Source organism: Pseudomonas oryzihabitans (genome assembly GCF_001518815.1).
Classification (GTDB): domain Bacteria; phylum Pseudomonadota; class Gammaproteobacteria; order Pseudomonadales; family Pseudomonadaceae; genus Chryseomonas; species Chryseomonas oryzihabitans_E.
Window position 1 is genome coordinate 15,923 of sequence record NZ_CP013987.1, and the last position, 21,779, is coordinate 37,701.

General features: G+C 63.4%; 19 protein-coding genes. 4 read left to right on the forward strand and 15 right to left on the reverse strand.

The genetic code is table 11. From position 1 onward, the window contains the following. Window positions 1-90: 90 nt before the first annotated feature. The 11 genes from atpB to rpmH all read right to left on the reverse strand — a co-directional run bounded on the left by atpB (window position 91) and on the right by rpmH (window position 10,122). Entirely contained in the window at window positions 91-954 is an 864-nt protein-coding gene (gene atpB / locus APT59_RS00090; RefSeq protein WP_059312994.1) for a F0F1 ATP synthase subunit A, read from the reverse strand. A 16-nt stretch (window positions 955-970) separates the two neighbouring features. Then, window positions 971-1,375 (reverse strand): F0F1 ATP synthase subunit I, encoded by a 405-nt coding sequence (locus tag APT59_RS00095; protein WP_037006585.1) that lies wholly within the window; start codon window positions 1,373-1,375, stop codon window positions 971-973. A 146-nt stretch (window positions 1,376-1,521) separates the two neighbouring features. Beyond that, complete coding sequence (locus tag APT59_RS00100) at window positions 1,522-2,394, reverse strand: ParB/RepB/Spo0J family partition protein (RefSeq protein ID WP_059312995.1); 873 nt, start codon at window positions 2,392-2,394, stop codon at window positions 1,522-1,524. Between the two features lie 9 nt (window positions 2,395-2,403). After that, entirely contained in the window at window positions 2,404-3,198 is a 795-nt protein-coding gene (locus tag APT59_RS00105) for a ParA family protein (protein WP_059312996.1), read from the reverse strand. An 8-nt stretch (window positions 3,199-3,206) separates the two neighbouring features. Then, on the reverse strand, window positions 3,207-3,851 hold the full coding sequence (gene rsmG, locus APT59_RS00110; protein WP_059312997.1) for a 16S rRNA (guanine(527)-N(7))-methyltransferase RsmG: 645 nt from the start codon (window positions 3,849-3,851) through the stop codon (window positions 3,207-3,209). Then, the gene (mnmG, locus tag APT59_RS00115; RefSeq protein WP_059312998.1) at window positions 3,851-5,743 is read right to left on the reverse strand and encodes a tRNA uridine-5-carboxymethylaminomethyl(34) synthesis enzyme MnmG; all 1,893 of its coding nucleotides are present in this window, start codon (window positions 5,741-5,743) and stop codon (window positions 3,851-3,853) included. The genes rsmG and mnmG overlap by 1 nt, the downstream gene beginning before the upstream one ends. 443 nt (window positions 5,744-6,186) lie before the next feature. Beyond that, window positions 6,187-7,551 carry a tRNA uridine-5-carboxymethylaminomethyl(34) synthesis GTPase MnmE gene (gene mnmE, locus APT59_RS00120; RefSeq protein WP_059312999.1) on the reverse strand — a complete coding sequence of 455 codons (1,365 nt, stop codon included), beginning with the start codon at window positions 7,549-7,551 and terminating at the stop codon, window positions 6,187-6,189. A 63-nt stretch (window positions 7,552-7,614) separates the two neighbouring features. Further along, window positions 7,615-9,330, reverse strand: a complete 1,716-nt coding sequence (gene yidC, locus APT59_RS00125) for a membrane protein insertase YidC (protein WP_059313000.1) — start codon at window positions 9,328-9,330, stop codon at window positions 7,615-7,617. Window positions 9,331-9,332: 2 nt separating this feature from the next. Further along, window positions 9,333-9,581, reverse strand: a complete 249-nt coding sequence (gene yidD, locus APT59_RS21980; protein WP_082696248.1) for a membrane protein insertion efficiency factor YidD — start codon at window positions 9,579-9,581, stop codon at window positions 9,333-9,335. Continuing rightward, window positions 9,574-9,975: a ribonuclease P protein component gene (gene rnpA, locus APT59_RS00130; RefSeq protein WP_059316791.1), complete on the reverse strand. Its 402-nt coding sequence runs from the start codon at window positions 9,973-9,975 to the stop codon at window positions 9,574-9,576. Before rnpA ends, yidD begins: the two co-directional genes overlap by 8 nt. Before the next feature lie 12 nt (window positions 9,976-9,987). Further along, entirely contained in the window at window positions 9,988-10,122 is a 135-nt protein-coding gene (gene rpmH / locus APT59_RS00135) for a 50S ribosomal protein L34 (protein ID WP_007160134.1), read from the reverse strand. A gap of 526 nt (window positions 10,123-10,648) precedes the next feature. Here rpmH and dnaA point away from each other — a divergent pair. The 4 genes from dnaA to gyrB are packed head-to-tail and all read left to right on the forward strand — an operon-like array spanning window position 10,649 to window position 16,787. Next, window positions 10,649-12,118: a chromosomal replication initiator protein DnaA gene (gene dnaA, locus APT59_RS00140; protein WP_017641477.1), complete on the forward strand. Its 1,470-nt coding sequence runs from the start codon at window positions 10,649-10,651 to the stop codon at window positions 12,116-12,118. 28 nt (window positions 12,119-12,146) lie between these two features. Next, window positions 12,147-13,250 (forward strand): DNA polymerase III subunit beta, encoded by a 1,104-nt coding sequence (gene dnaN, locus APT59_RS00145; RefSeq protein ID WP_007160136.1) that lies wholly within the window; start codon window positions 12,147-12,149, stop codon window positions 13,248-13,250. Between the two features lie 10 nt (window positions 13,251-13,260). After that, on the forward strand, window positions 13,261-14,370 hold the full coding sequence (gene recF, locus APT59_RS00150) for a DNA replication/repair protein RecF (RefSeq protein WP_017641478.1): 1,110 nt from the start codon (window positions 13,261-13,263) through the stop codon (window positions 14,368-14,370). Continuing rightward, complete coding sequence (gyrB, locus tag APT59_RS00155) at window positions 14,367-16,787, forward strand: DNA topoisomerase (ATP-hydrolyzing) subunit B (RefSeq protein ID WP_059313001.1); 2,421 nt, start codon at window positions 14,367-14,369, stop codon at window positions 16,785-16,787. Before recF ends, gyrB begins: the two co-directional genes overlap by 4 nt. 402 nt (window positions 16,788-17,189) lie before the next feature. Here the strand turns inward: gyrB and APT59_RS00160 are convergent, their stop codons facing one another. Genes APT59_RS00160 through glyQ form a run of 4 tightly spaced genes read right to left on the reverse strand, consistent with a single transcriptional unit; the run spans window position 17,190 to window position 21,507 of the window. Further along, a complete protein-coding gene (locus tag APT59_RS00160) occupies window positions 17,190-17,939 on the reverse strand; it encodes a lysophospholipid acyltransferase family protein (RefSeq protein ID WP_059313002.1) in 750 nt (249 codons plus the stop codon). Further along, complete coding sequence (gmhB, locus tag APT59_RS00165; protein WP_059313003.1) at window positions 17,939-18,481, reverse strand: D-glycero-beta-D-manno-heptose 1,7-bisphosphate 7-phosphatase; 543 nt, start codon at window positions 18,479-18,481, stop codon at window positions 17,939-17,941. The genes APT59_RS00160 and gmhB overlap by 1 nt, the downstream gene beginning before the upstream one ends. A 3-nt stretch (window positions 18,482-18,484) precedes the next feature. Next, the gene (gene glyS, locus APT59_RS00170) at window positions 18,485-20,542 is read right to left on the reverse strand and encodes a glycine--tRNA ligase subunit beta (protein WP_059313004.1); all 2,058 of its coding nucleotides are present in this window, start codon (window positions 20,540-20,542) and stop codon (window positions 18,485-18,487) included. Beyond that, a complete protein-coding gene (glyQ, locus tag APT59_RS00175; RefSeq protein WP_059313005.1) occupies window positions 20,542-21,507 on the reverse strand; it encodes a glycine--tRNA ligase subunit alpha in 966 nt (321 codons plus the stop codon). Before glyQ ends, glyS begins: the two co-directional genes overlap by 1 nt. Window positions 21,508-21,779 lie beyond the last annotated feature (272 nt).

Below are 21,779 nucleotides of genomic sequence, written 5' to 3' on the forward strand. Positions count from 1 at the left end.
AGTTTTCCCAAGTCCCCCGGCGGACAAGGCCCCCGGGACTCACGGCAGAACCGCCTCCAGACGCCGTCAGCAGCGCCCGGGGGCCATTCCTCAGTGACTTTCTTCGTGCGCCATCGACAGGTAGACGATGGTCAGCATCATGAAGATAAACGCCTGCAGGGTGATGATGAGGATGTGGAACACCGCCCACGCCCACTGCAGCACGATACCCAGACCACCCAGTGCCAGACCGTTGGCGAACATGATGGCGATGAGGATGAAGATCAGCTCGCCAGCATACATGTTGCCGAACAGTCGCAGTGCCAGCGAGATCGGCTTGGCGATCAGGGTGACGAACTCGAGCAGGAAGTTGATCGGGATCAGGATGATCTGCAGCAGCATGTTCTTGCTGCTGAAGGGATGCAGGGTCAGCTCGCCGAAGAAGCCGCCGATACCTTTCATCTTGATGCTGTAGAAGATCAGCAGGGCGAACACCGACAGGGCCATGCCCAGGGTGGCGTTCGGGTCGGTGGTCGGAACCACGCGGAAGTAGGTGTGCTCGCCAAACAGCATGCCGGCCACGGACGGCAGCCAGTCCACCGGCACCAGGTCCATCAGGTTCATCAGGAAGATCCAGACGAAGATGGTCAGGGCCAGGGGCGCGATCAGGGCGTTCTTGCCGTGGAAGGTGTCACGGACGCTGCCATCCACGAATTCGACCAGCACCTCGACGAAGTTCTGCAGACCGCCAGGCTGACCACTGGTGGCCTTCTTGGCGATGCTGCGGAACAGCACCAGGAAGATCAGGCCCAGGGCGACCGACCAGCCAAGGGTATCCACGTGGAAGGCCCAGAAGCCCATTTCCTTAGCTTCAGCGGGGGTGTGGGCGAAGCTCCAGCCGTTCACCGGGTGCATACCATAGGTCAGGTTCTGCAGGTGGTGCTGGATGTAGCCCGAAGCGGAGTCTGCTGCCATGTGTGCCTCGAATGCCTTAAGGTCTAGTCGGTTTTTTCAGTAGCAGGGGCGCGCCGGCATTGACCATCAGCGTCAACAGATAGACGCCGAACAGTGCAGGAGCCGAAAGCGGTTTTACCCCGGCAAACGTCAGTGCAAAGAGCACTGCCGTGAGAATCAGTTTGCCCGCCTCGCCCGAGTAGAAAGAACGGACGATGTCACGGGCGGCATGGGCGCCGCGATAGCGGAACGCCTTGAACGAAAAATACAGATTGGGCAGCCAGGCAATCAGCCCGCCCAACAATCCGGAATAACCGGCGACCTTACCGACGAAGCAAGACAAGACAACGGCGGCACACGACGCGACAGCCAGTTGGACGAGCAGCAGGCGAAAGGCAGGCTGATGATGGAAAGGCAGGCGTTTGGGCGTGCGGCGGTCCATCGGCTCGAAGTCCTCTGGTGTCGGCTTAATAGTTGTTTTCACTGGCATGCTTTGTGCCGACAAAAAGCGGGCAAAGTATAGGGGCGCGCCAGGGGTGGTTCAAGCCACCCCGGACAGATTGCCTTTCCTGCCTTAACGCATTTGTGTCAGCGAATGTGCGCCAGTACGCCTTGAAGTTCGTCCAAAGAGGTGTAACGGATGACCAGTTGCCCCTTCCCCTTCTCGCCATGGCGGATCTGCACGTTGGCGCCCAAACGCTCGGCCAGACGCTGCTCCAGACGACTGATGTCCGGATCCACGGGTGGCGCCTTCTCGCTTGGTTCCACGCCACTGAGCCACTGGCGGACCAGGGCTTCGGTCTGACGAACCGTCAGGCCCCGTGCGACAACGTGCCGCGCCCCTTCGGCCTGACGGCCCTTCGGCAGGCCGAGCAAGGCCCGCGCGTGGCCCATTTCCAGCTCGCCCTTGGCCAGCAGCTCCTTGGCGTCTTCGGCCAGCGCCAGCAGGCGCAGCAGGTTGGTCACGCCCGAGCGCGACTTGCCGACGGCTTCGGCCACCTGGGCCTGGGTCAGCTCGAACTCATCCTGTAGCCGCTGCAGGGCCATGGCCTCTTCCAGCGGGTTGAGGTTCTGCCGCTGGATGTTCTCGATCAGCGCCAGGGCAATGGCCACCTGGTCAGGAACGTCGCGGACCAGCGCCGGGATACGCTCCAGACCGGCCTGCTGGCTGGCACGCCAGCGGCGTTCACCGGCGATGATCTCGTAGCGACCCTCACCGATGGCACGCACCACGATGGGCTGCATCAGTCCCTGGGTGCGGATGGAATTGGCCAATTCTTCCAGCGCGACGGGATCCATGTGCTGGCGCGGCTGGTACTTGCCGCGCTGGATGATGTCCAGCGGCAGCGATTGCAATTCGCTGACCGGGGTGGCGGCAGCCTGCTCCTGCAGGACCTTGACGCTGGCGCCGCCGAGCAGGGCATCGAGGCCGCGGCCCAGTCCTCGTTTCTTCACAGCCATGGGGATTCCTTAGGCAGTCTTGGCGGTGCGAGCCGCCTTGCGCTGACGTTTGACCAGCTCGCTGGCCAGCTCCAGATAGGCCGCAGCCCCTTTCGAACTCTTGTCGTAGACCAGGGCGGGCATACCGTAGCTGGGCGCTTCGGCCAGGCGGACGTTGCGCGGAATGATGGTTTCGTAGAGCTCGTCGCCAAAGTGCTGCTTGAGCTGGGCGGCGACGTCGTTGGCCAGGCCGATGCGCGGATCGAACATGGTGCGCAGCAGGCCTTCGATCTTGAGCTGGGGATTCAGCCGCTGGGCGATGTGCTGGATGCTGCCGATCAGATCGGTCAGGCCTTCCAGGGCGAAGTATTCGCACTGCATGGGGATGATCACGCCATCGGCGGCCACCAGCCCGTTGATGGTCAGCATGGACAGCGACGGCGGACAGTCGATGAGCACGTAGTCGTAGTTGTCCCGCACCGGCGCCAGGGCATCGCGCAGGCGACTCTCGCGACCGGTCATCTCCAGCAGTTCGACCTCCGCGGCGGTGACATCACGGTTAGACGGCAGCAGCTGGTAGCCGCCGTGTTCGGAAAAATGCATGGCATCGAGCAGACCGCAGGCGCCGGTGAGAACATCCAGTACCGAATGCTCCAGGGCGTGCTTGTCCACTCCACTGCCCATGGTGGCGTTACCCTGGGGATCGAGATCGATCAGCAGCACCTTGCGCCGGTTGGTGGCGGCCAGAGAAGCGGCGAGATTGATGCACGTGGTGGTCTTGCCCACCCCGCCCTTCTGGTTGGCTATCGCGTAAACCTTGGCCATGTACCGCCTTACCCCTCTCCAATCGTGCGGCGCAGTATCAGCAAGTGCCGCTGGCCTTGGCAACCGGGAACCGCGAGGACGTGCGCCGCCGCAACCCGGAAATCCGCTGGTAGCTTGGCCAGCTCGTCGTCGGGGTGCAGCCCCTTCATCGCCAGCCACTGTGTTTGGTTGTCGCCCAGATGCCGCGTCCAGGTGGCGAAGTCGTCGATGGCGCTGAACGCCCGCGAGACGATGCCGGTGAAGGGCGTCGCCGGCTGGAAGGCCTCGACACGGGCGTGGACCACCTCGAGGTTGTCCAGACCCAGTTCGATCTTGGCCTGGGTCAGGAAGCGCGTCTTCTTGCCGTTGCTGTCGAGCAGGGTGAAGCGCGATTCGGGAAACAGGATCGCCAGGGGAATGCCCGGCATGCCGCCACCGCTGCCCACATCCAGCCACTGCCCGGCCGCCACATGGGGGACGATGCTGAGGCTGTCCAGCAGGTGCCGCGAAACCATCTCGTCAGGATCACGCACCGCGGTCAGGTTGTAGGCCTTGTTCCACTTGACCAGCAGGTCCAGGTAGCCCAGCAGCCGCTCCTCCACCGGGGCGGAGAGCATCACACCCAGGGTCTCGGCGCCCTGGCGCAGTTCGTTGGCTTGAATCGCGCTGGCCATCAGGCGCTGTGCTCCAGGCTGCGACCGGCGCTGCGCTTCTTCAGGTGGATCAGCAGCAGCGAGACCGCCGCCGGCGTGACGCCAGGGATACGCGAGGCCTGCCCCAGGGTCTCGGGACGGGCCTGGGCCAGCTTGTGCTGGATCTCCTTGGACAGTCCGGAGATGGTGGCGTAGTCGAGCTCCGCCGGCAGCGCCACGGCGTCACTGGCGCGCAGACGCTGGATCTCGTCCTGCTGGCGATCGATGTAGCCGGCGTACTTGGTCTTGATCTCGATCTGCTCGGCGACCTGGGTCTCGGCTGGCGTCTGGCCCACCGCGGCCATCAGGCCGGCGTAGTCGATCTCCGGACGCGCCAGCAGATTCTGCAGGTTGTATTCGTGATTGAGCGGCGTGCCGAAGCGCTCGGCTACCGCCGTGCCCTCGGGCGTGCCCGGGCGAATCCAGGTCGCCTTGAGGCGCTGCTCTTCCAGGGCGATGCCTTCGCGCTTGGCTTCGAACAGCGCCCAGCGCTGATCGTCCACCAGGCCCAGTTCCCGGCCCTTTTCGGTCAGGCGCAGGTCGGCGTTGTCTTCGCGCAGGATCAGCCGGTACTCGGCGCGCGAGGTGAACATCCGGTAGGGCTCCTGGGTACCCAGGGTTATGAGGTCATCCACCAGGACGCCGAGGTAGGCCTCGTCGCGGCGCGGACACCAGGCCTCACGGCCCTGGGCGCGCAGCGCGGCGTTGGCCCCGGCGAGCAGACCCTGGGCGCCGGCTTCTTCGTAACCGGTGGTGCCATTGATCTGGCCGGCGAAGAACAGGCCGGCGATGACCTTGGTTTCCAGGCTGTACTTGAGATCCCGCGGATCGAAGAAGTCGTATTCGATGGCGTAGCCGGGCCGCAGGATGTGGGCGTTTTCCATGCCGCGCATGGAGCGCACCACCTCGAGCTGCACATCGAAGGGCAGCGAGGTGGAGATGCCGTTGGGGTAGAGCTCGTGGGTGGTCAGGCCCTCGGGTTCGAGAAAGACCTGATGGCTGTCCTTGTCGGCGAAGCGATGGATCTTGTCTTCGATGGACGGACAGTAGCGCGGCCCTACCCCTTCGATCACGCCCGAATACATGGGCGAACGATCCAGGTTGGCGCGGATGATGTCGTGGGTGCGGGCGTTGGTATGGGTGATCCAGCAGCTGACCTGCTGCGGATGCTGCTCGCGATTGCCGAGGAAGGACATCACCGGCAAGGGGGTATCCCCGGGCTGCTCGGTCATCACCGAGAAATCCACCGACCGGCCGTCAATGCGCGGTGGCGTACCGGTCTTCAGGCGGGACACCCGCAGTGGCAGTTCCCGCAGGCGCTGGGCCAGGGCGATGGCGGGCGGATCTCCCGCTCGTCCACCGCTGTGGTTCTGCATGCCGATGTGGATAAGACCACCAAGGAAGGTCCCGGCGGTCAGCACCACGTTATCCGCATGGAATTTCAGGCCCATCTGGGTGATCACGCCGGCAACGCGATCCCCCTCGACGATGAGGTCGTCACAGGCTTGCTGGAATATCCACAGGTTGGGCTGGTTTTCCAAGGCGTAGCGGATAGCCGCCTTGTACAGCACGCGATCGGCCTGGGCGCGAGTGGCGCGGACGGCAGGTCCCTTGCGGCTGTTGAGAATACGGAACTGGATGCCGGCGAGATCCGTCGCCGCGGCCATGGCGCCGCCCAGGGCATCGATCTCCTTGACCAGATGGCTCTTGCCGATGCCGCCAATGGCGGGATTGCAGCTCATCTGGCCGAGAGTTTCCACATTATGCGTGAGCAGCAGGGTACGCACACCCATACGGGCGGCCGCTAAGGCCGCTTCGGTACCGGCATGGCCGCCGCCGATCACGATGACGTCGAAACGGGAAGGAAAGTCCACCACGCACCTCGTGCCTGTTGGCAGGAATTCGAAGGAAAGCCGGCAAGTATAAGGCCTAGGCCAGTCTTGCAGAAGGGGCTCTGGCCAAAAAATGACCAGTCAGCGGTGAGGGGCTCCAATATAAATAATAGGGAAGAAAGTTTTAAAAGGACTGTTATAGAGCTTATGTATACGCAAGCCATTTTCTGTGGATAACCCTACACAGGCCACGTCGGGGCTGGGCTGAGGAAAACCTGAACCCGGTGTACGTCTTGTGCTGTGGATGAACACAAGCTCTCAGCATCCTGTGGAGCCTTTGCCCGCTTATCCACAACGCCAATCATGGACAGGTCGTGCACCGATTTATGGGCAGACCTCAGGCAGGGTTATCAACAGGGCTCTGGAAAGGGGGAATGAGGATAGCCAAGGCCTGCATTGCACAGGCCTGGAGCAGCGGGCAGGGTTTACTTGCCGATGCAGAAGCTGGAGAAGATGCGGCCGAGCAGGTCGTCGGAGCTGAAGGCCCCGGTGATCTCGCCAAGTACCTGCTGGGCCTGCCGCAGGTCTTCGGCCAGGAGTTCGCCAGAGCCGGCCAGGGTGAGTTGGCGATAGCCATGGTCCAGAGCGCTGGCGGCCCGCTGCAAGGCGTCCAGGTGGCGACGCCGTGCGCTGAAGCCGCCCTCGGTGGTCTGTTCGAAGCCCATGCAGGCCTTGAGGTGTTCGCGCAGGGCCTCGACACCGCCACCATCGGTGGCACTCAGAGCGATCTCCACCGGCTCGGTGCTGGGCAACAAGCCGGTGGCTTCGCCGGTGAGGTCGGCCTTGTTGCGGATCACCGTCAGCTTGTCCAGTGGCGGCCGGGTGCTCAGCAGTTCCGGCCACAGCGCCTGGGGATCCCCGGCTTCCGGGGCGCTGGCATCCACCACCAGCAGCACCCGATCGGCACCGGCGATGGCGTCCAGGGCACGCTGGACGCCGATCTGCTCCACCCGGTCGGCGGTATCGCGCAGCCCGGCGGTATCGACCACATGCAGCGGCATGCCATCGATGTGGATATGTTCGCGCAGGACATCCCGGGTGGTGCCGGCGATGTCGGTGACGATGGCGGCTTCCCGTCCGGCCAGAGCGTTGAGCAGGCTGGACTTGCCGGCATTGGGCCGGCCGGCGATCACCACCGTCATGCCGTCGCGCAGCAGGGCACCGCGATTGGCTTCACGCTGGACCTCGTGCAGTTCGGCCTGCACACCCTCCAGCAATCCCTGGACCCGACCATCGGCGAGGAAGTCGATCTCCTCCTCGGGAAAGTCGATGGCGGCTTCGACATAGATGCGTAGGCGGATGAGCTGCTCGACCAGGCTTTCCACCCGGCGGGAGAACTCGCCCTGCAGCGAGCGCAGGGCATTGCGCGCCGCCTGCTCGGTGCTGGCCTCGATGAGATCGGCGATAGCCTCCGCCTGGGCCAGGTCCAGTTTGTCGTTGAGAAAGGCGCGTTCGCTGAATTCGCCCGGACGGGCCAGCCGCGCGCCCTCTTCCAGCGTACGGCGCAAGAGCAGGTCGAGGATCACCGGGCCGCCGTGACCTTGCAATTCCAGGACGTCTTCGCCGGTGAAGGAGTTCGGGCCAGGAAAGAACAGGGCAATGCCCGCGTCCAGTACGCTGCCGTCGGCGGCAAGGAAGTTGCCATAGTGAGCATGCCGCGGCGGTAGCTCGCGGCCGCAGATGGCCTGGGCCAGGGGTGCGGCCAGGGGACCGGAGACGCGCACGATGCCGACACCACCACGGCCGGTGGCGGTGGCGATGGCGGCGATGCTGTCGGAAGGCAGGGACATGACGATCCTCCAGAAAGCACGACGCCCCAATCAAGGGGCGTCGTATGGACAGGTTGAGCGGGGTCAGGCCTTCTTGGCGGCCGCCTCGATCTTCCGGGTAATGTACCACTGCTGCAGGATCGACAGGCAGTTGTTGACGATCCAGTACAGCACCAGACCGGCCGGGAACCACAGGAAGAAGAAGGTGAAGATGATCGGCATCATTCTCATCACCTTGGCCTGCATGGGATCCGGCGGCGCCGGGTTCAGCATCTGCTGCACCAGCATGGTACCGCCCATGATGATCGGCAGGATGAAGAAGGGATCCTTGGCCGACAGGTCGGTGATCCAGAACATCCAGGGCGACTGGCGCATCTCGACGCTTTCCAGCAGCACCCAATACAGCGCCAGGAATACCGGCATCTGCACCACGATGGGCAGGCAGCCACCCAGCGGATTGATCTTCTCCTTGCGGTACAGCTCCATCATCGCCTGGGACATCTTCTGGCGATCGTCGCCATGCTGTTCCTTCAGCGCTTGCAGGCGTGGTCCGACGGCACGCATCCGGGCCATGGAACGGTAGCTGGCGGCGGACAGCGGGAAGAACAGCATCTTGATGATGATGGTCAGGACGATGATCGACCAGCCCCAGTTACCCAGGATGCTGTGGATATGCTGCAGCAGCCAGAAGATCGGCTGGGCGATGAACCACAGGAAGCCGTAGTCGACGGTCAGCTCCAGGCCATGGGACAGGGTCTTGAGGTGTTCCTGGATCTTCGGACCAGCGTAGAGGGTGAGCGAGGTCTCGCCCTTGCCACCCGCCGGCACGCTGAATTGCGGACCGGTGAAGCCGACGATGTAGTTGCCCTGGGCATCCTTGCGGGTGGTGATCTGGTGCTGCTCGTCCTTGTTCGGCACCCAGGCGGTGACGAAGTAGTGCTGCAGCCAACCGACCCAGCCGCCCTGCACGGATTCCTGCAGGCGGTTCTTGTCCATGTCGCCCATGGACACCTTGCGATAGGGCTCGGCCGGGGTACCGACCGCGGCGCCCAGGTAGGTGGAGACGCCGGTCGCGGTAGTGGCCGACGGATCCCCGCTCTTGTCACGCTTGAGCTGCGCATAGAGCACGCCATTCCAGGCGTTGGCGCTCTGGTTGTCGATCAGGTAGCTGACCTGGATCTGATAGGCGTCCGGGTTGATGCAGGTGATCTTCTTCTGCGCCTTCTCGGCGTCCGAGCAGTCGACCTTCAGACCCCGGTGGAAGGTGAATCTCTTGATGTAGTCGACGCCATTGGCCTGGTACTTGAGATCCACCACCAGCTGTTGCTTGCCATCGGCGAGCACATAGCTGGACTGGGCCGAGGTGTACAGCGGGCGACCGGCGCTGTTGGCGTCGGGACCGTTGGCACCGGTCAGGCCGCTCTGGGCCAGGTAGAGACGCTCGTTGCCGTTGTCGAACAGCATGAAGGGAACGTCGGGATGGTCCTGGCGCCGGGGGTACTGCACCAGACCGAGCTGGACGATGTCGCCGCCACGGGGGTCGATGGCCAGATCCAGAACGTCGGTACGTACCTTGATGAGCGCAGTGCTGGCCTGAGCGGTCGAGTTGTCCACCGGGGCCGCGGCCTTGGCGTCAGCCGGAACATCGGTGGGCACGTTGGGGGTATCGCCGGGCAGGACGCTGGTTTGCGTCTTGGCCGTGGGCAGATCGGCCTGGCCGTAATCCTTGTTCCACTGGAAGACCAGGGTGTAGGACACGATCGCCAGGGCGGCAATGAGTAGCGGGCGCTTGATATCCATGTTTACTCGGCCATCGAAGAGGTCGGGGCTGGGTTCTTTGCGGGAGGAACGGGATCGTATCCGCCTGAGTGCCAGGGATGGCACCGGCACAGTCGCCGTGTGGTCAGCCAGCCACCACGCAGCAGCCCGTGGCACTCGATGGCTTCGAGGGCGTAACCGGAACAGGTCGGATAGAAACGACAGTGACTGGCCATCATGGGGCTGATGGCATAACGGTAGAAGCGAATCAGCAGCAGGGCCGGTTTACGCATGAGCACCGTCGGGACTGTCGGTTGGCTGGGCAACGGCCTTGCTCGCCTGGCGATTGAGACGTTTCCAGAGTTGCAGCAGTTGATCGTGCAATTCGGGATTGTCTACTTCGCCGAGCCCTTTCCGGGCGACGAAGACCAGATCGAAGCTGCCCAAGCGGTCCTGATTCAGACGGAAGGAATCTCGGATGACCCGCTTGATGCGATTGCGCTCGACAGAAAGCTTGACGCTTTTCTTGCCGATGACCAGCCCCAGGCGGGAATGGTCTAGCCCATTGGCATGGGCGAGCAGCAGCAGGTGCTTGCCGGATGCCTTGTGGGTGGGAGAGTCAAAGACCGCTTGGAACTGTTGGGAGCTCAGTAAGCGCCTGTCCCGACCGAAACCCTGACTCACCACCTGACCGGGCAATCAGATCGCCAGACGCTTGCGGCCTTTGGCACGGCGACGGGACAGAACCTGACGGCCGTTCTTGGTTGCCATACGAGCACGGAAACCGTGGACACGGGCGCGCTTCAGGGTGCTGGGTTGGAAGGTGCGTTTCATGGACTTTTACCTAGGTGAAAGCGGCAAGGCATGAGCGCCCCGCGCAAAGAGACCGGGGATTCTAGAGAAAGCCTCGGTATAGGTCAATTTCCAACCAGCACACGCTGACAGGAGACCGCGTAAATAAAATTAACAGGTCAAAAGGTTTTAAAGGACTATTGAAGTGAATATGTATGGTGAAGCCGATTTCTGTGGATAGAACGCGCAGACACAGATGCCCACTGGCCGGAGGGAGACCGGCAACTCTGTTTTCAACAGGTGGAGCAAGGGTGGCTAGCCTGGTCAGAGGCTGTGGATAAGCGAAGGGGTTACCCACATCACTATTATCCACAGCGCAAACCCGGTACTTGTCCAGAAAGGTCAGACGGCGTTATCCACAGAGCTGACGGTCGCCTGAAGGATGGTCTGGACGGAAGGGGCTATTCGCCGGGAAACTGCGCGGTCATGTGGATAACCCGGGTGGGGAGGGATACAATGGGCGTTTGCTCATGGCCCTTCCGGGCCGCTCCAGTCCTTGGGAGACGCTGTGTCGGTCGAACTCTGGCAACGTTGCGTAGATGTGCTGCGCGACGAGCTGCCTTCGCAACAATTCAATACCTGGATCCGGCCACTGCAGGTGGAAGCGGAAGGGGATGAGCTGCGGGTGTTCGCGCCCAACCGCTTCGTGCTCGATTGGGTCAACGAGAAGTACCTGAGCCGAATCCTCGAATTGCTCGAGGAGCATGCCGACGACGGTATCGCGCCAGTGCTTTCCTTGTTGATCGGGAGCAAGCGCAGCAACAAGCCGCGCCCGGCCCAGACACCCAGTAGCCAGAGCAGCCCCCTGCCGCCGCCGGTACAGGCCCCGCAGCCGATCCAGTCGGATATCGTCACCGCGGGTGTGGCCCTGGAAGACGTAACGGCAGAACTGGCCGAGGCCGACGAGCCGGCGGTCAAGACCGAACGCACCGTGCAGGTTGAAGGTGCACTCAAGCACACCAGCTATCTCAACCGTACCTTCACCTTCGAGAACTTCGTCGAGGGCAAGTCCAACCAGCTGGCCCGCGCGGCGGCCTGGCAGGTGGCGGACAATCCCAAGCACGGCTACAACCCGCTCTTCCTTTATGGCGGCGTGGGTCTGGGTAAGACCCACCTGATGCACGCTGTGGGCAACCACCTGCTCAAGCGCAACCCGAATGCCAAGATCGTCTATCTGCATTCGGAGCGTTTCGTCGCCGACATGGTCAAGGCGCTGCAGCTCAATGCCATCAACGAATTCAAGCGCTTCTACCGCTCGGTGGATGCCCTGCTGATCGATGACATCCAGTTTTTCGCCCGCAAGGAGCGATCGCAGGAAGAGTTTTTCCACACCTTCAATGCGCTGCTCGAAGGTGGACAACAGGTGATTCTCACCAGCGACCGTTATCCCAAGGAGATCGATGGCCTGGAAGAGCGGCTCAAGTCGCGCTTCGGCTGGGGCCTCACCGTGGCCGTGGAGCCACCGGAGCTGGAAACACGGGTGGCGATCCTGATGAAGAAGGCCGACCAGGCCAAGGTCGACCTGCCCCACGACGCCGCCTTCTTTATCGCCCAGCGCATCCGTTCCAACGTTCGTGAACTGGAAGGCGCGCTCAAGCGGGTGATCGCCCACGCCCACTTCATGGGACGGGACATCACCATCGAGCTGATCCGTGAGTCGCTCAAGGATCTCCTGGCACTGCAGGACAAGCTGGTCAGCATCGACAACATCCAGCGCACCGCGGCCGAGTATTACAAGATCAAGATCGCCGATCTGCTGTCCAAACGCCGCTCGCGCTCGGTGGCCCGGCCGCGGCAGGTCGCCATGGCGTTGTCTAAGGAACTGACCAACCACAGCCTGCCGGAAATCGGCGACGCCTTTGGCGGACGCGATCACACGACGGTGTTGCACGCCTGTCGAAAGATCGCCGAACTTCGGGAATCCGACGCGGATATTCGCGAGGATTACAAGAACCTGCTGCGTACCCTGACCACCTGACGGACGCGGCCCTGGCAAGGACCTGACCATGCATTTCACCATTCAACGTGAAGCCCTGTTGAAACCGCTGCAGCTGGTGGCCGGTGTCGTGGAACGTCGGCAAACGCTGCCGGTGCTGTCCAACGTACTCCTGGTCGTGGAAGGCCAGCGGTTGTCGCTGACCGGTACCGACCTGGAAGTCGAGCTAGTTGGCCGGGTCGATCTGGAAGAAGCCGCCGAGGCTGGCGAGATCACCGTGCCGGCGCGCAAGCTCATGGACATCTGCAAGAGCCTGCAGCCCGATGCGCTGATCGACATCCGCACCGAGGAGCAGAAGCTGCTGATCCGTGCCGGACGCAGCCGTTTCACCCTGTCCACCCTGCCCGCCAACGACTTCCCCACCGTGGAGGAAGGCCCGGGCTCGCTGAAGTTCAGCATTCCCCAGGGCCGCCTGCGTCGCCTGATCGAGCGCACCGGCTTCGCCATGGCTCAGCAGGACGTGCGCTACTACCTCAACGGCATGTTGCTGGAAGCCAGCACCGGACGCCTGCGCGCCGTGGCCACCGACGGCCACCGCCTGGCCATGTGCATGCTGGAGGCCGACGTCGACCAGGCCGAGAAGCACCAGGTCATCGTGCCGCGCAAGGGCATCCTGGAATTGTCGCGCCTGCTCACCGAACCGGAAGAACCGGTCAACGTCGTTCTGGGTCAGCACCATATTCGTGCCACCACGGGCGACTTCACCTTTACCTCCAAGCTGGTGGACGGCAAGTTCCCCGACTACGAGCGTGTCCTGCCGCGGCATGGCGACAAGCTGGTGCTGGGTGAACGCCAGCATCTGCGTGAGGCTTTCAGCCGCACCGCCATTCTCTCCAATGAGAAATATCGCGGCATTCGCCTGCAGCTGGAAAACGGCTTCATGAAGATCCAGGCCAATAACCCGGAGCAGGAAGAGGCCGAGGAAGAGCTGCAGGTCGACTATGACGGCGGCAGTCTGGAGATCGGTTTCAACGTCAGCTACCTGCTCGACGTGCTGGGCGTGATGACCACCGACCAGGTGCGTATCACCCTGTCCGATTCCAGCAGCAGTGCGCTGTTGCAAGAGGCGGGCAACGACGATTCCTCCTATGTCGTGATGCCGATGCGCCTCTGATCGCCGCTCGATGACATTGATCCGCTTCAATGCCGACCGCCTGCGCAATCTGCAGGCGGTCGCGCTTCAGCCCTCGCCACGGGTCAACCTGCTGCATGGCGCCAATGGCAGCGGCAAGACCAGCCTGCTGGAAGCCATCCACCTGCTAGGACTGGCCCGCTCCTTTCGCAGTACCAAGCTGGCGCCGGTCATCCAGCACGAGCAGGCCAGTTGCACGGTGTTCGGCCAGGTGCGGCTGCCCGGTGGCCAGGATTGCAACCTGGGTATCCAGCGCGAGCGCGGCGGTGACTACCAGATCCGCATCAATGGCGAGAATGCCCGCAGCGCGGCGCAACTGGCCGAGGTGCTGCCGCTGCAGCTGATCAACCCCGATGGCTTCCGGCTGCTCGAAGGCAGCCCCAAGATCAGGCGGCAGTTTCTCGACTGGGGCGTGTTCCACGAGGAACAGCGCTTCCTGCCGCTCTGGCAACGCCTGCAAAAGGCGCTCAGGCAGCGAAATCACTGGCTCAGACGTGGTAAAATCGACCCTGCGGCGCAGGCCGCCTGGGATCAGGAACTGGCCCTGGCCAGCGGCGAGATCGATGGTTTTCGCCAGGCCTATATCCAGCGTCTGAAGCCGGAATTCACGGCGGTGCTGGCCGAGCTGATCCAGCTGGACGGCCTGACCCTGAGTTATTACCGCGGCTGGGACCGCGAGCGCGATCTGCGTGAGGTGCTGGCGGACAGCCTGCCGCGGGATCTGCAGCTGGGGCATACCCAGGCCGGCCCGCAGCGCGCCGACCTGCGGATCCGTATTGGCAATCACAACGCGGCGGACATCCTGTCGCGTGGTCAGCAGAAGCTGGTGGTGTGCGCACTGCGCATTGCCCAGGGGCGGCTGGTCAACCAGGTCAAGCGAGGCCAGTGCGTCTATCTCATCGACGATCTGCCCTCGGAACTGGACGAGGGACACCGGCTGGCCTTGTGCCGGCTGCTGGAGGCACTGGAGTGCCAAGTCTTCATTACCTGTGTCGAGCGCGAGACGCTACAGGCCGCCTGGCGGCCGGAGACAGAGGTCAGCGTGTTTCACGTGGAACACGGCCATATCAAGCAGACCCACACTAGCGGGAGCCAAGCATGAGCGAGAACAATACCTACGACTCTTCCAGCATCAAGGTGCTGAAGGGACTGGATGCCGTGCGCAAGCGCCCCGGCATGTACATCGGCGACACCGATGACGGCACCGGCCTGCACCACATGGTCTTCGAGGTGGTGGACAACTCCATCGACGAAGCCCTGGCCGGCTTCTGCAGCGAAATCAGCATCACCATCCACATGGATGAATCCATCACCGTACGCGACAACGGTCGCGGCATCCCGGTGGACATCCACAAGGAAGAAGGCGTCTCGGCGGCCGAGGTCATCATGACCGTCTTGCACGCCGGCGGTAAGTTCGACGACAACACCTACAAGGTGTCCGGCGGCCTGCACGGCGTGGGCGTCTCGGTGGTTAACGCCCTGTCCGAGGAGTTGCGGCTGACCATTCGCCGCGCCGGCCAGGTGTGGGAGCAGGTCTATGTGCATGGCGTGCCCCAGGCACCCCTGGCAGTGATCGGCGAGACAGACACCACCGGTACCCAGGTGCACTTCAAGCCCTCGGCTGAGACCTTCAACAATATCCAGTTCAACTGGGACATCCTGGCCAAGCGGATTCGCGAGCTGTCCTTCCTCAATTCCGGCGTGGGCATCGTCCTGCGCGACGAGCGCAGCGGCAAGGAAGAGCTGTTCAAGTACGAGGGTGGCCTGCGCGCCTTCGTTGACTACCTGAACACCAACAAGACCGCGGTGAACGAGGTGTTCCACTTCCAGGTGCAGCGCGAGGACGACGGCGTGGCCGTGGAAGTGGCCCTGCAGTGGAATGACAGCTTCAACGAGAACATCCTCTGCTTCACCAACAACATTCCCCAGCGCGATGGCGGTACCCACCTGGCGGGCTTCCGCTCGGCGCTGACGCGCAACCTGAACAGCTACATCGAGGCCGAGGGCCTGGCCAAGAAGTTCAAGGTGGCCACCACCGGTGACGATGCCCGCGAAGGCCTGACCGCCATCATCTCGGTCAAGGTGCCGGATCCCAAGTTCTCCTCCCAGACCAAGGACAAGCTGGTCTCCTCCGAGGTGAAGACCGCGGTGGAACAGGAGATGGGCAAGCACTTCTCCGATTTCCTGCTGGAGAATCCCAACGAAGCCAAGGCGGTGGTCGGCAAGATGATCGATGCCGCGCGGGCTCGTGAAGCGGCCCGTAAGGCGCGGGAGATGACCCGGCGCAAGGGCGCCCTGGACATCGCCGGCCTGCCTGGCAAGCTGGCGGACTGCCAGGAGAAGGACCCGGCGCTGTCGGAACTCTACATCGTGGAGGGTGACTCCGCCGGTGGTTCGGCCAAGCAGGGCCGCAACCGACGCACCCAGGCGATCCTGCCGCTCAAGGGCAAGATCCTCAACGTCGAGAAAGCGCGCTTCGACAAGATGCTCTCCTCCCAGGAAGTGGGCACCCTGATCACCGCGCTGGGCTGTGGTATCGGCCGCGAAGAGTTCAACATCGACAAGCTGCGCTACCACAACATCATCATCATGACCGATGCCGATGTCGACGGCTCGCACATCCGTACCCTGCTGCTGACCTTCTTCTTCCGTCAGATGCCGCTGCTGATTGAGCGGGGCTACATCTACATCGCCCAGCCGCCGCTGTACAAGGTGAAGCGTGGCAAGCAGGAGCAGTACATCAAGGACGACGAGGCGATGGAGGAATACCTGACCCAGACCGCCCTCGAAGAAGCCAGCCTGCATGTCAACGAGAACGCCCCGGGCCTCTCCGGCGTGGAACTCGAGAAGCTGGTGAACAGCTACCGCCAGGTGATGAAGACCTTCAAGCGCCTGTCGCGGCTGTATCCGGCCGCCGTCAGCGAACACCTGTTGTACCTGCCGCGGGTCGGTGTCGATCAGCTGGCCGATGAAGCGGCGATGCGTCAGTGGCTGGAAGGCCTTAACGCACGCCTGCAGACCTCCGAGCGCTCCGGCACCACCTACCGTGTCAGCCTGCGCGAGGACCGCGAGCGAGGTCTGTGGCTACCAGAGGTGGAGACCCTCGCCCATGGCCTGTCCAGCTACGTCACCTTCAACCGGGACTTCTTCGGCAGCAACGATTACCGCCTGGTGACCGAGCTGGCCGCCCAGCTGGACAACCTGCTGGAAGAAGGTGCCTATGCCAAGCGCGGCGAACGCCGTCGCCCGGTCAGCACCTTCAAGGAAGCCTGGGAATGGCTGATGAACGAGACCAGCAAGAGATTCAACATCCAGCGCTATAAGGGGCTGGGCGAGATGAATCCGGATCAGCTGTGGGAAACCACCATGGACCCGAACGTGCGCCGCATGCTTCAGGTCACCATCGAGGATGCCATCACGGCGGATCAGATCTTCAACACCTTGATGGGTGATCAGGTGGAACCGCGTCGCGACTTCATCGAGAGCAACGCCCTGGCGGTGTCGAACCTCGACGTCTGATAGCTTCGGTTATGCACAAGCCCCGCCATGCGGGGCTTTTTTGTGGAAAACATTCTGGCTAGAGGCAGACGCCGTTTCGTTCCCTGCTCAGGAATGCCGCTCATCTTATAGCCAGGGGTTTTGTGGATAGTTTTGCTCAGCGTCTTTTGAAGAGACCTTTGAATGCAAGCAAAGAGGCCGTGCCATGCGGCATAGAGACACAGGCTATAAAGGATCATCCTGTGGATAAGCTTGGGAATAAGCTTGTCGGTACTTGTGGATGAGCGCTGATCCGAGGTAGCAGGCCGAAATTCAGGCACGCAGAAATGCCTAGTCGGCCTGTGGATAAGTGTGTGGGTAAAGTGAGGAAAACCGGTGAAAACAGCCAGGCCATTGCGGCCTGGCGATCAGGCGATTATGCGGTCAGGCGACGCGGCGCTCGGTTGGGCTGGCGTCAGAGGCGGGCGCAAGCGCCTGCTCGATGAAGGCAAAGCTGCGGGCATTCAGATCGACGATGGCGCGGGGATCCTGACCCTGTGGATAGAGCAGCGGGCCGATGCTGACCTTGATGGTCCCCGGCGACTTGATCCAGGAACGATTTGGCCAGTAGGCGCCGGCGTTGTGGGCAATGGGCAGGATGGGGACGTTCAGGCTGCAGGCCAGGGCGGCACCACCGCGGGAGAACTTGCCCATCTTGCCAGGATCGATGCGGGTGCCCTGGGGGAAGATCAGCACCCAGCAGCCCTGGGCCAGGTAGCGGCCGCCCTGCTCGGTCAGCTGCTGCAGGGCCAGCTTGCCGTTGTCGCGGTCGATGGCGATGGGCTTGAGCAGCGAGAAAGCCCAGCCAAAGAAGGGAATCCGCAGCAGTTCGCGCTTGATCACCTGGGAGGTGGGTTCGAACTGGGCGGACAGGAAGAAGGTTTCCCAGGTGCTCTGGTGGTTGGCCACGATCACGCAGGGCTGCGCCGGGACGTTTTCCAGCCCTTCGATTTCGTAACGAATGCCGCAGATGACCTTGGCCAGCCAGACGGCAAAGCCGGTCCAGGCCTTGACCACTAGCCGATAGCGAGCGCGATAGGCCAGGAAGGGCGCGATCAGCAGGCTGACGCAGGACCAGAGGATGCCGCTGGTCCCCAGCAGCACGTAGAACAACAGGGTACGCAAGAGCCGCATCAGCGCGTTTCCTCAAGCAGGTGATCAACCACCGCAGCCAGGTCGGCGAAGACCTGGGTACCGGATGGTAAGGGCTTGGCCAGGGTGCGCTCGCCCTTGCCGGTACGCACCAGGTAGGGCGTACAGCCAAGGGCCACGCCGGCTTCCAGGTCGCGCAGGCTGTCGCCGACCACGGGGACTTCCGCAAGATCAGAGCGCCCGTAATGGGTGGCAATGGCGCGGAACAGGCCGGGTAGCGGCTTGCGGCAGTCACAGCCTGCTTCCGGGCCATGGGGGCAGTGCAGGATCAGATCGACCCGGCCGCCCTCCTCCGCCAGCAGGCGTTGCAGCTTCTCGTGCATGGCCGCCAGGTCATCTTCCGTGAAATAGCCTCGGGCCAGACCTGACTGGTTGGTGGCCACGGCCACCTGCCAGCCGGCCCGGTTCAGGCGGGCGATCGCGGCGAGGCTGCCGGGCAGCGGTTGCCACTGCTCGGCGCTACGCACGTAGTCATCGGAGTCGACATTGATGACGCCATCGCGGTCCAGCACGATCAACTTCATGCCCTAGCCCAGCACCGAGATGTCGGCGATGCCGAGGAACAGGCCGCGCAGATGCGCGAGCAGCGCATAGCGATTGGCGCGGACGCGCTCGTCTTCGGCGTTGACCAGGACTTCGTCGAAGAAGGCATCCACCGGCGCGCGCAGGCTGGCCAGACGCTCGAGGGCTTCGCCATAGCGACGGGCTTCGGCCAGGGGCGCGGCATCCCGCTCGGCAGCGGCGATGGCGGCGGCCAGGGTGCGCTCGGCGTCAGTCTCGAACAAGGCGGCATCGGCCTGGGCGGCAACCTGACCTTCGAATTTACCGAGCAGGTTGGAGACACGCTTGTTGGCGGCCGCCAGGGCTTCGGCTTCGGGCAGGCGACGGAAGGCCTGCACGGCCTGGACGCGCTGGTCGAAATCCAGTGCCGAGGCCGGACGCAGGGCGCGCACGGCCAGGTAGGCGGCGGTGTCGATGCCTTCGTCCTCGTAGCGGGCGCGCAGCCGGTCGAAGACGAAGTCCAGTACCTGCTCCTGCAGGCCGGCCGTCTTGACCCGCTCGCCGTAGCCGGCGATGGCGAAGGCGACGGCGGCTGGCAGATCCAGCTCCAGTCCCTTCTCGATGAGGATGCGCAGCACGCCCAGGGCCTGACGGCGCAGAGCGAAGGGATCCTTGCTGCCGGTGGGCAGCATGCCGATGCCGAAGATGCCGACCAGGGTATCGAGCTTGTCGGCCAGGGCTACCGCCGCGCCGGTCAGGGTCTGCGGCAGTTCGGCGCCGGCGCCGCGCGGCATGTACTGCTCGTTGAGCGCCAGGGCCACGTCTTCGGCCTCGCCGCCTTTCTTGGCGTAGTAGTAGCCAGCGATGCCCTGCATCTCGGGGAATTCGCCGACCATCTCGGTGGCCAGGTCGCACTTGGCAAGCACGCCGGCGCGGTGGGCACGCTCAGCATCACCGCCGATGCGTTCGGCGATAAAGGCGGCCAGGGCGGCGACGCGCTGGGCCTTGTCGTAGACCGTGCCGAGCTGGGCCTGGAAGACCACGTTCTTGAGGCGCTCGTTGAAGCTTTCCAGCGGCTGCTTCTGGTCCTGCTTGAAGAAGAACTCGGCATCGGTGAGACGGGGGCGCACCACCTTCTCGTTGCCGCTGACGATCTGCGCCGGATCCTTGCTTTCCAGGTTGGCCACGGTGATGAAACGTGGCAAGAGCTTGCCCTGGGCGTCCAGCAGGCAGAAGTACTTCTGGTTGTCCTGCATGGTGGTGATGAGCGCTTCCTGGGGCACTTCGAGGAAGCGTTCCTCGAAGGCGCAGACCAGGGGCACCGGCCATTCCACCAGGGCGGTCACCTCGTCCAGCAGCGCGGGCGGCACCACGGCGCTGCCCTGCTCCGCCGCAGCCAGTTCGGCCACGCGGGACTCGATGAGCTGACGTCGCTCGGCGAAGTCGGCCAGCACATGGGCGGCACGCAGATCGGCGGCATAGTGGGCCGGGGCGCTGATACGCACGGCATCGGGATGGTGGAAACGATGGCCACGGGACTCACGACCGGCACGGCGGGTGAGGATCTCGCAGTCGATGACCTCATCGCCCAGCAGCATCACCAGCCACTGGGTCGGACGGACGAACTCCTCGCGGCGGGCGGCCCAGCGCATGCGCTTGGGAATCGGCAGCTCGGCCAGGGACGCCTCGACGATACCAGGCAGCAGGGAGGCGGCTGGCTGGCCGGGAATGCTCTGGGAAAATCTCAGCTTGGGGCCGCTGCGATCGATGGCGCTGATGTCGACGCCACACTTGCGGGCGAAACCCAGAGCCGCCTGGGTGGGCTGGCCATCGGCGCCAAAGGCGGCCTGGACCGGCGGGCCATCCAGGTTGACACTCCGCTCGGGCTGCTGGGTCTGCAGGGCTTCGACCAGTACCGCCAGACGGCGCGGCGCGGCATAGGCGCGGGCGCTGGCGTAGCCGAGACCGGCCTGCTTGAGGCCCTTCTCGATGCCGGAGAGAAAGCTGTCGCCGAGGGTCTTGAGCGCCTTGGGGGGCAGTTCTTCGGTACCCAGTTCGACCAGGAAATCCAGGGTATCGCTCATCATTCGCCCTCCTTGAGCAGCGCTTGGACATCGTCGCGACCCAGGATTTCGTCGCGCAGCGCCGGGGTGGCCAGCGGGAAGCCTAGCCGGGCGCGGGCCTTGAAGTAGCCCTGGGCGACGCTGCGGGCCAGGGTGCGCACGCGCAGGATGTAGCGCTGGCGTTCGGTCACCGAGATGGCGCGGCGGGCGTCCAGCAGGTTGAAGGTGTGGGAGGCCTTGAGCACCATCTCGTAGGTGGGCAGCGGCAGGTCCAGGGCGATCAGGCGATTGGCCTCGGACTCATAGAAGTCGAACAGCTCGAACAGCTTGGGCACATTGGCGTGCTCGAAGTTGTAGGTGCTCTGCTCCACCTCGTTCTGGTGGAAGACGTCGCCATAGGTCACGGTGCCAAAGGGACCGTCGGCCCAGATCAGGTCGTAGACCGAGTCTACGCCCTGCAGGTACATGGCCAGGCGTTCCAGGCCATAGGTGATCTCGCCGGTCACCGGATAGCACTCGATACCGCCGGCCTGCTGGAAGTAGGTGAACTGGGTGACTTCCATGCCGTTGAGCCAGACTTCCCAGCCCAGACCCCAGGCGCCCAGGGTGGGCGATTCCCAGTTGTCCTCGACGAAACGCACGTCGTGCACCAGCGGATCCAGGCCGATGGCGGCCAGGGAACCCAGGTAGAGCTCCTGGAAGTTGTCCGGATTGGGCTTCAGGACCACCTGGAACTGGTAGTAGTGCTGCAGGCGGTTTGGGTTCTCGCCATAGCGACCGTCGGTGGGGCGGCGGCTGGGCTGCACATAGGCGGCGTTCCAGGTCTCGGGACCGATGGCGCGCAGGAAGGTGGCGGTGTGGAAGGTACCGGCGCCAACTTCCATGTCATAAGGCTGGAGTACCACGCAGCCCTGCTCGGCCCAGTATTGCTGCAAGGCCAGGATCAAGTCTTGGAAGGTGCGCGCGGTGGGCTTGGACTGGCTCACGAAAAATACCCGTTCGGCTGCGACGAAAAGCCGGAGAGTATAGCTGAAAGCCGGGGGTGACCGCATGGGCTCGTAGGGCTGCCCGGCGGTATTTGGCAAGGATGGCTGCCTGCGCGCTCTCTCGCGGCCATGGGCGCTCCTACAGGTACGGGTTGGCCTGTAGGAGCGGCCCATGGCCGCGATAAAGGTAGCTGCTCCTAAGGTAGCAGCGCCTGCGGCCTGGTAGAAACGTGCGTTCTGAGTATTCGCCATACCACCATTCCAGAATCCGT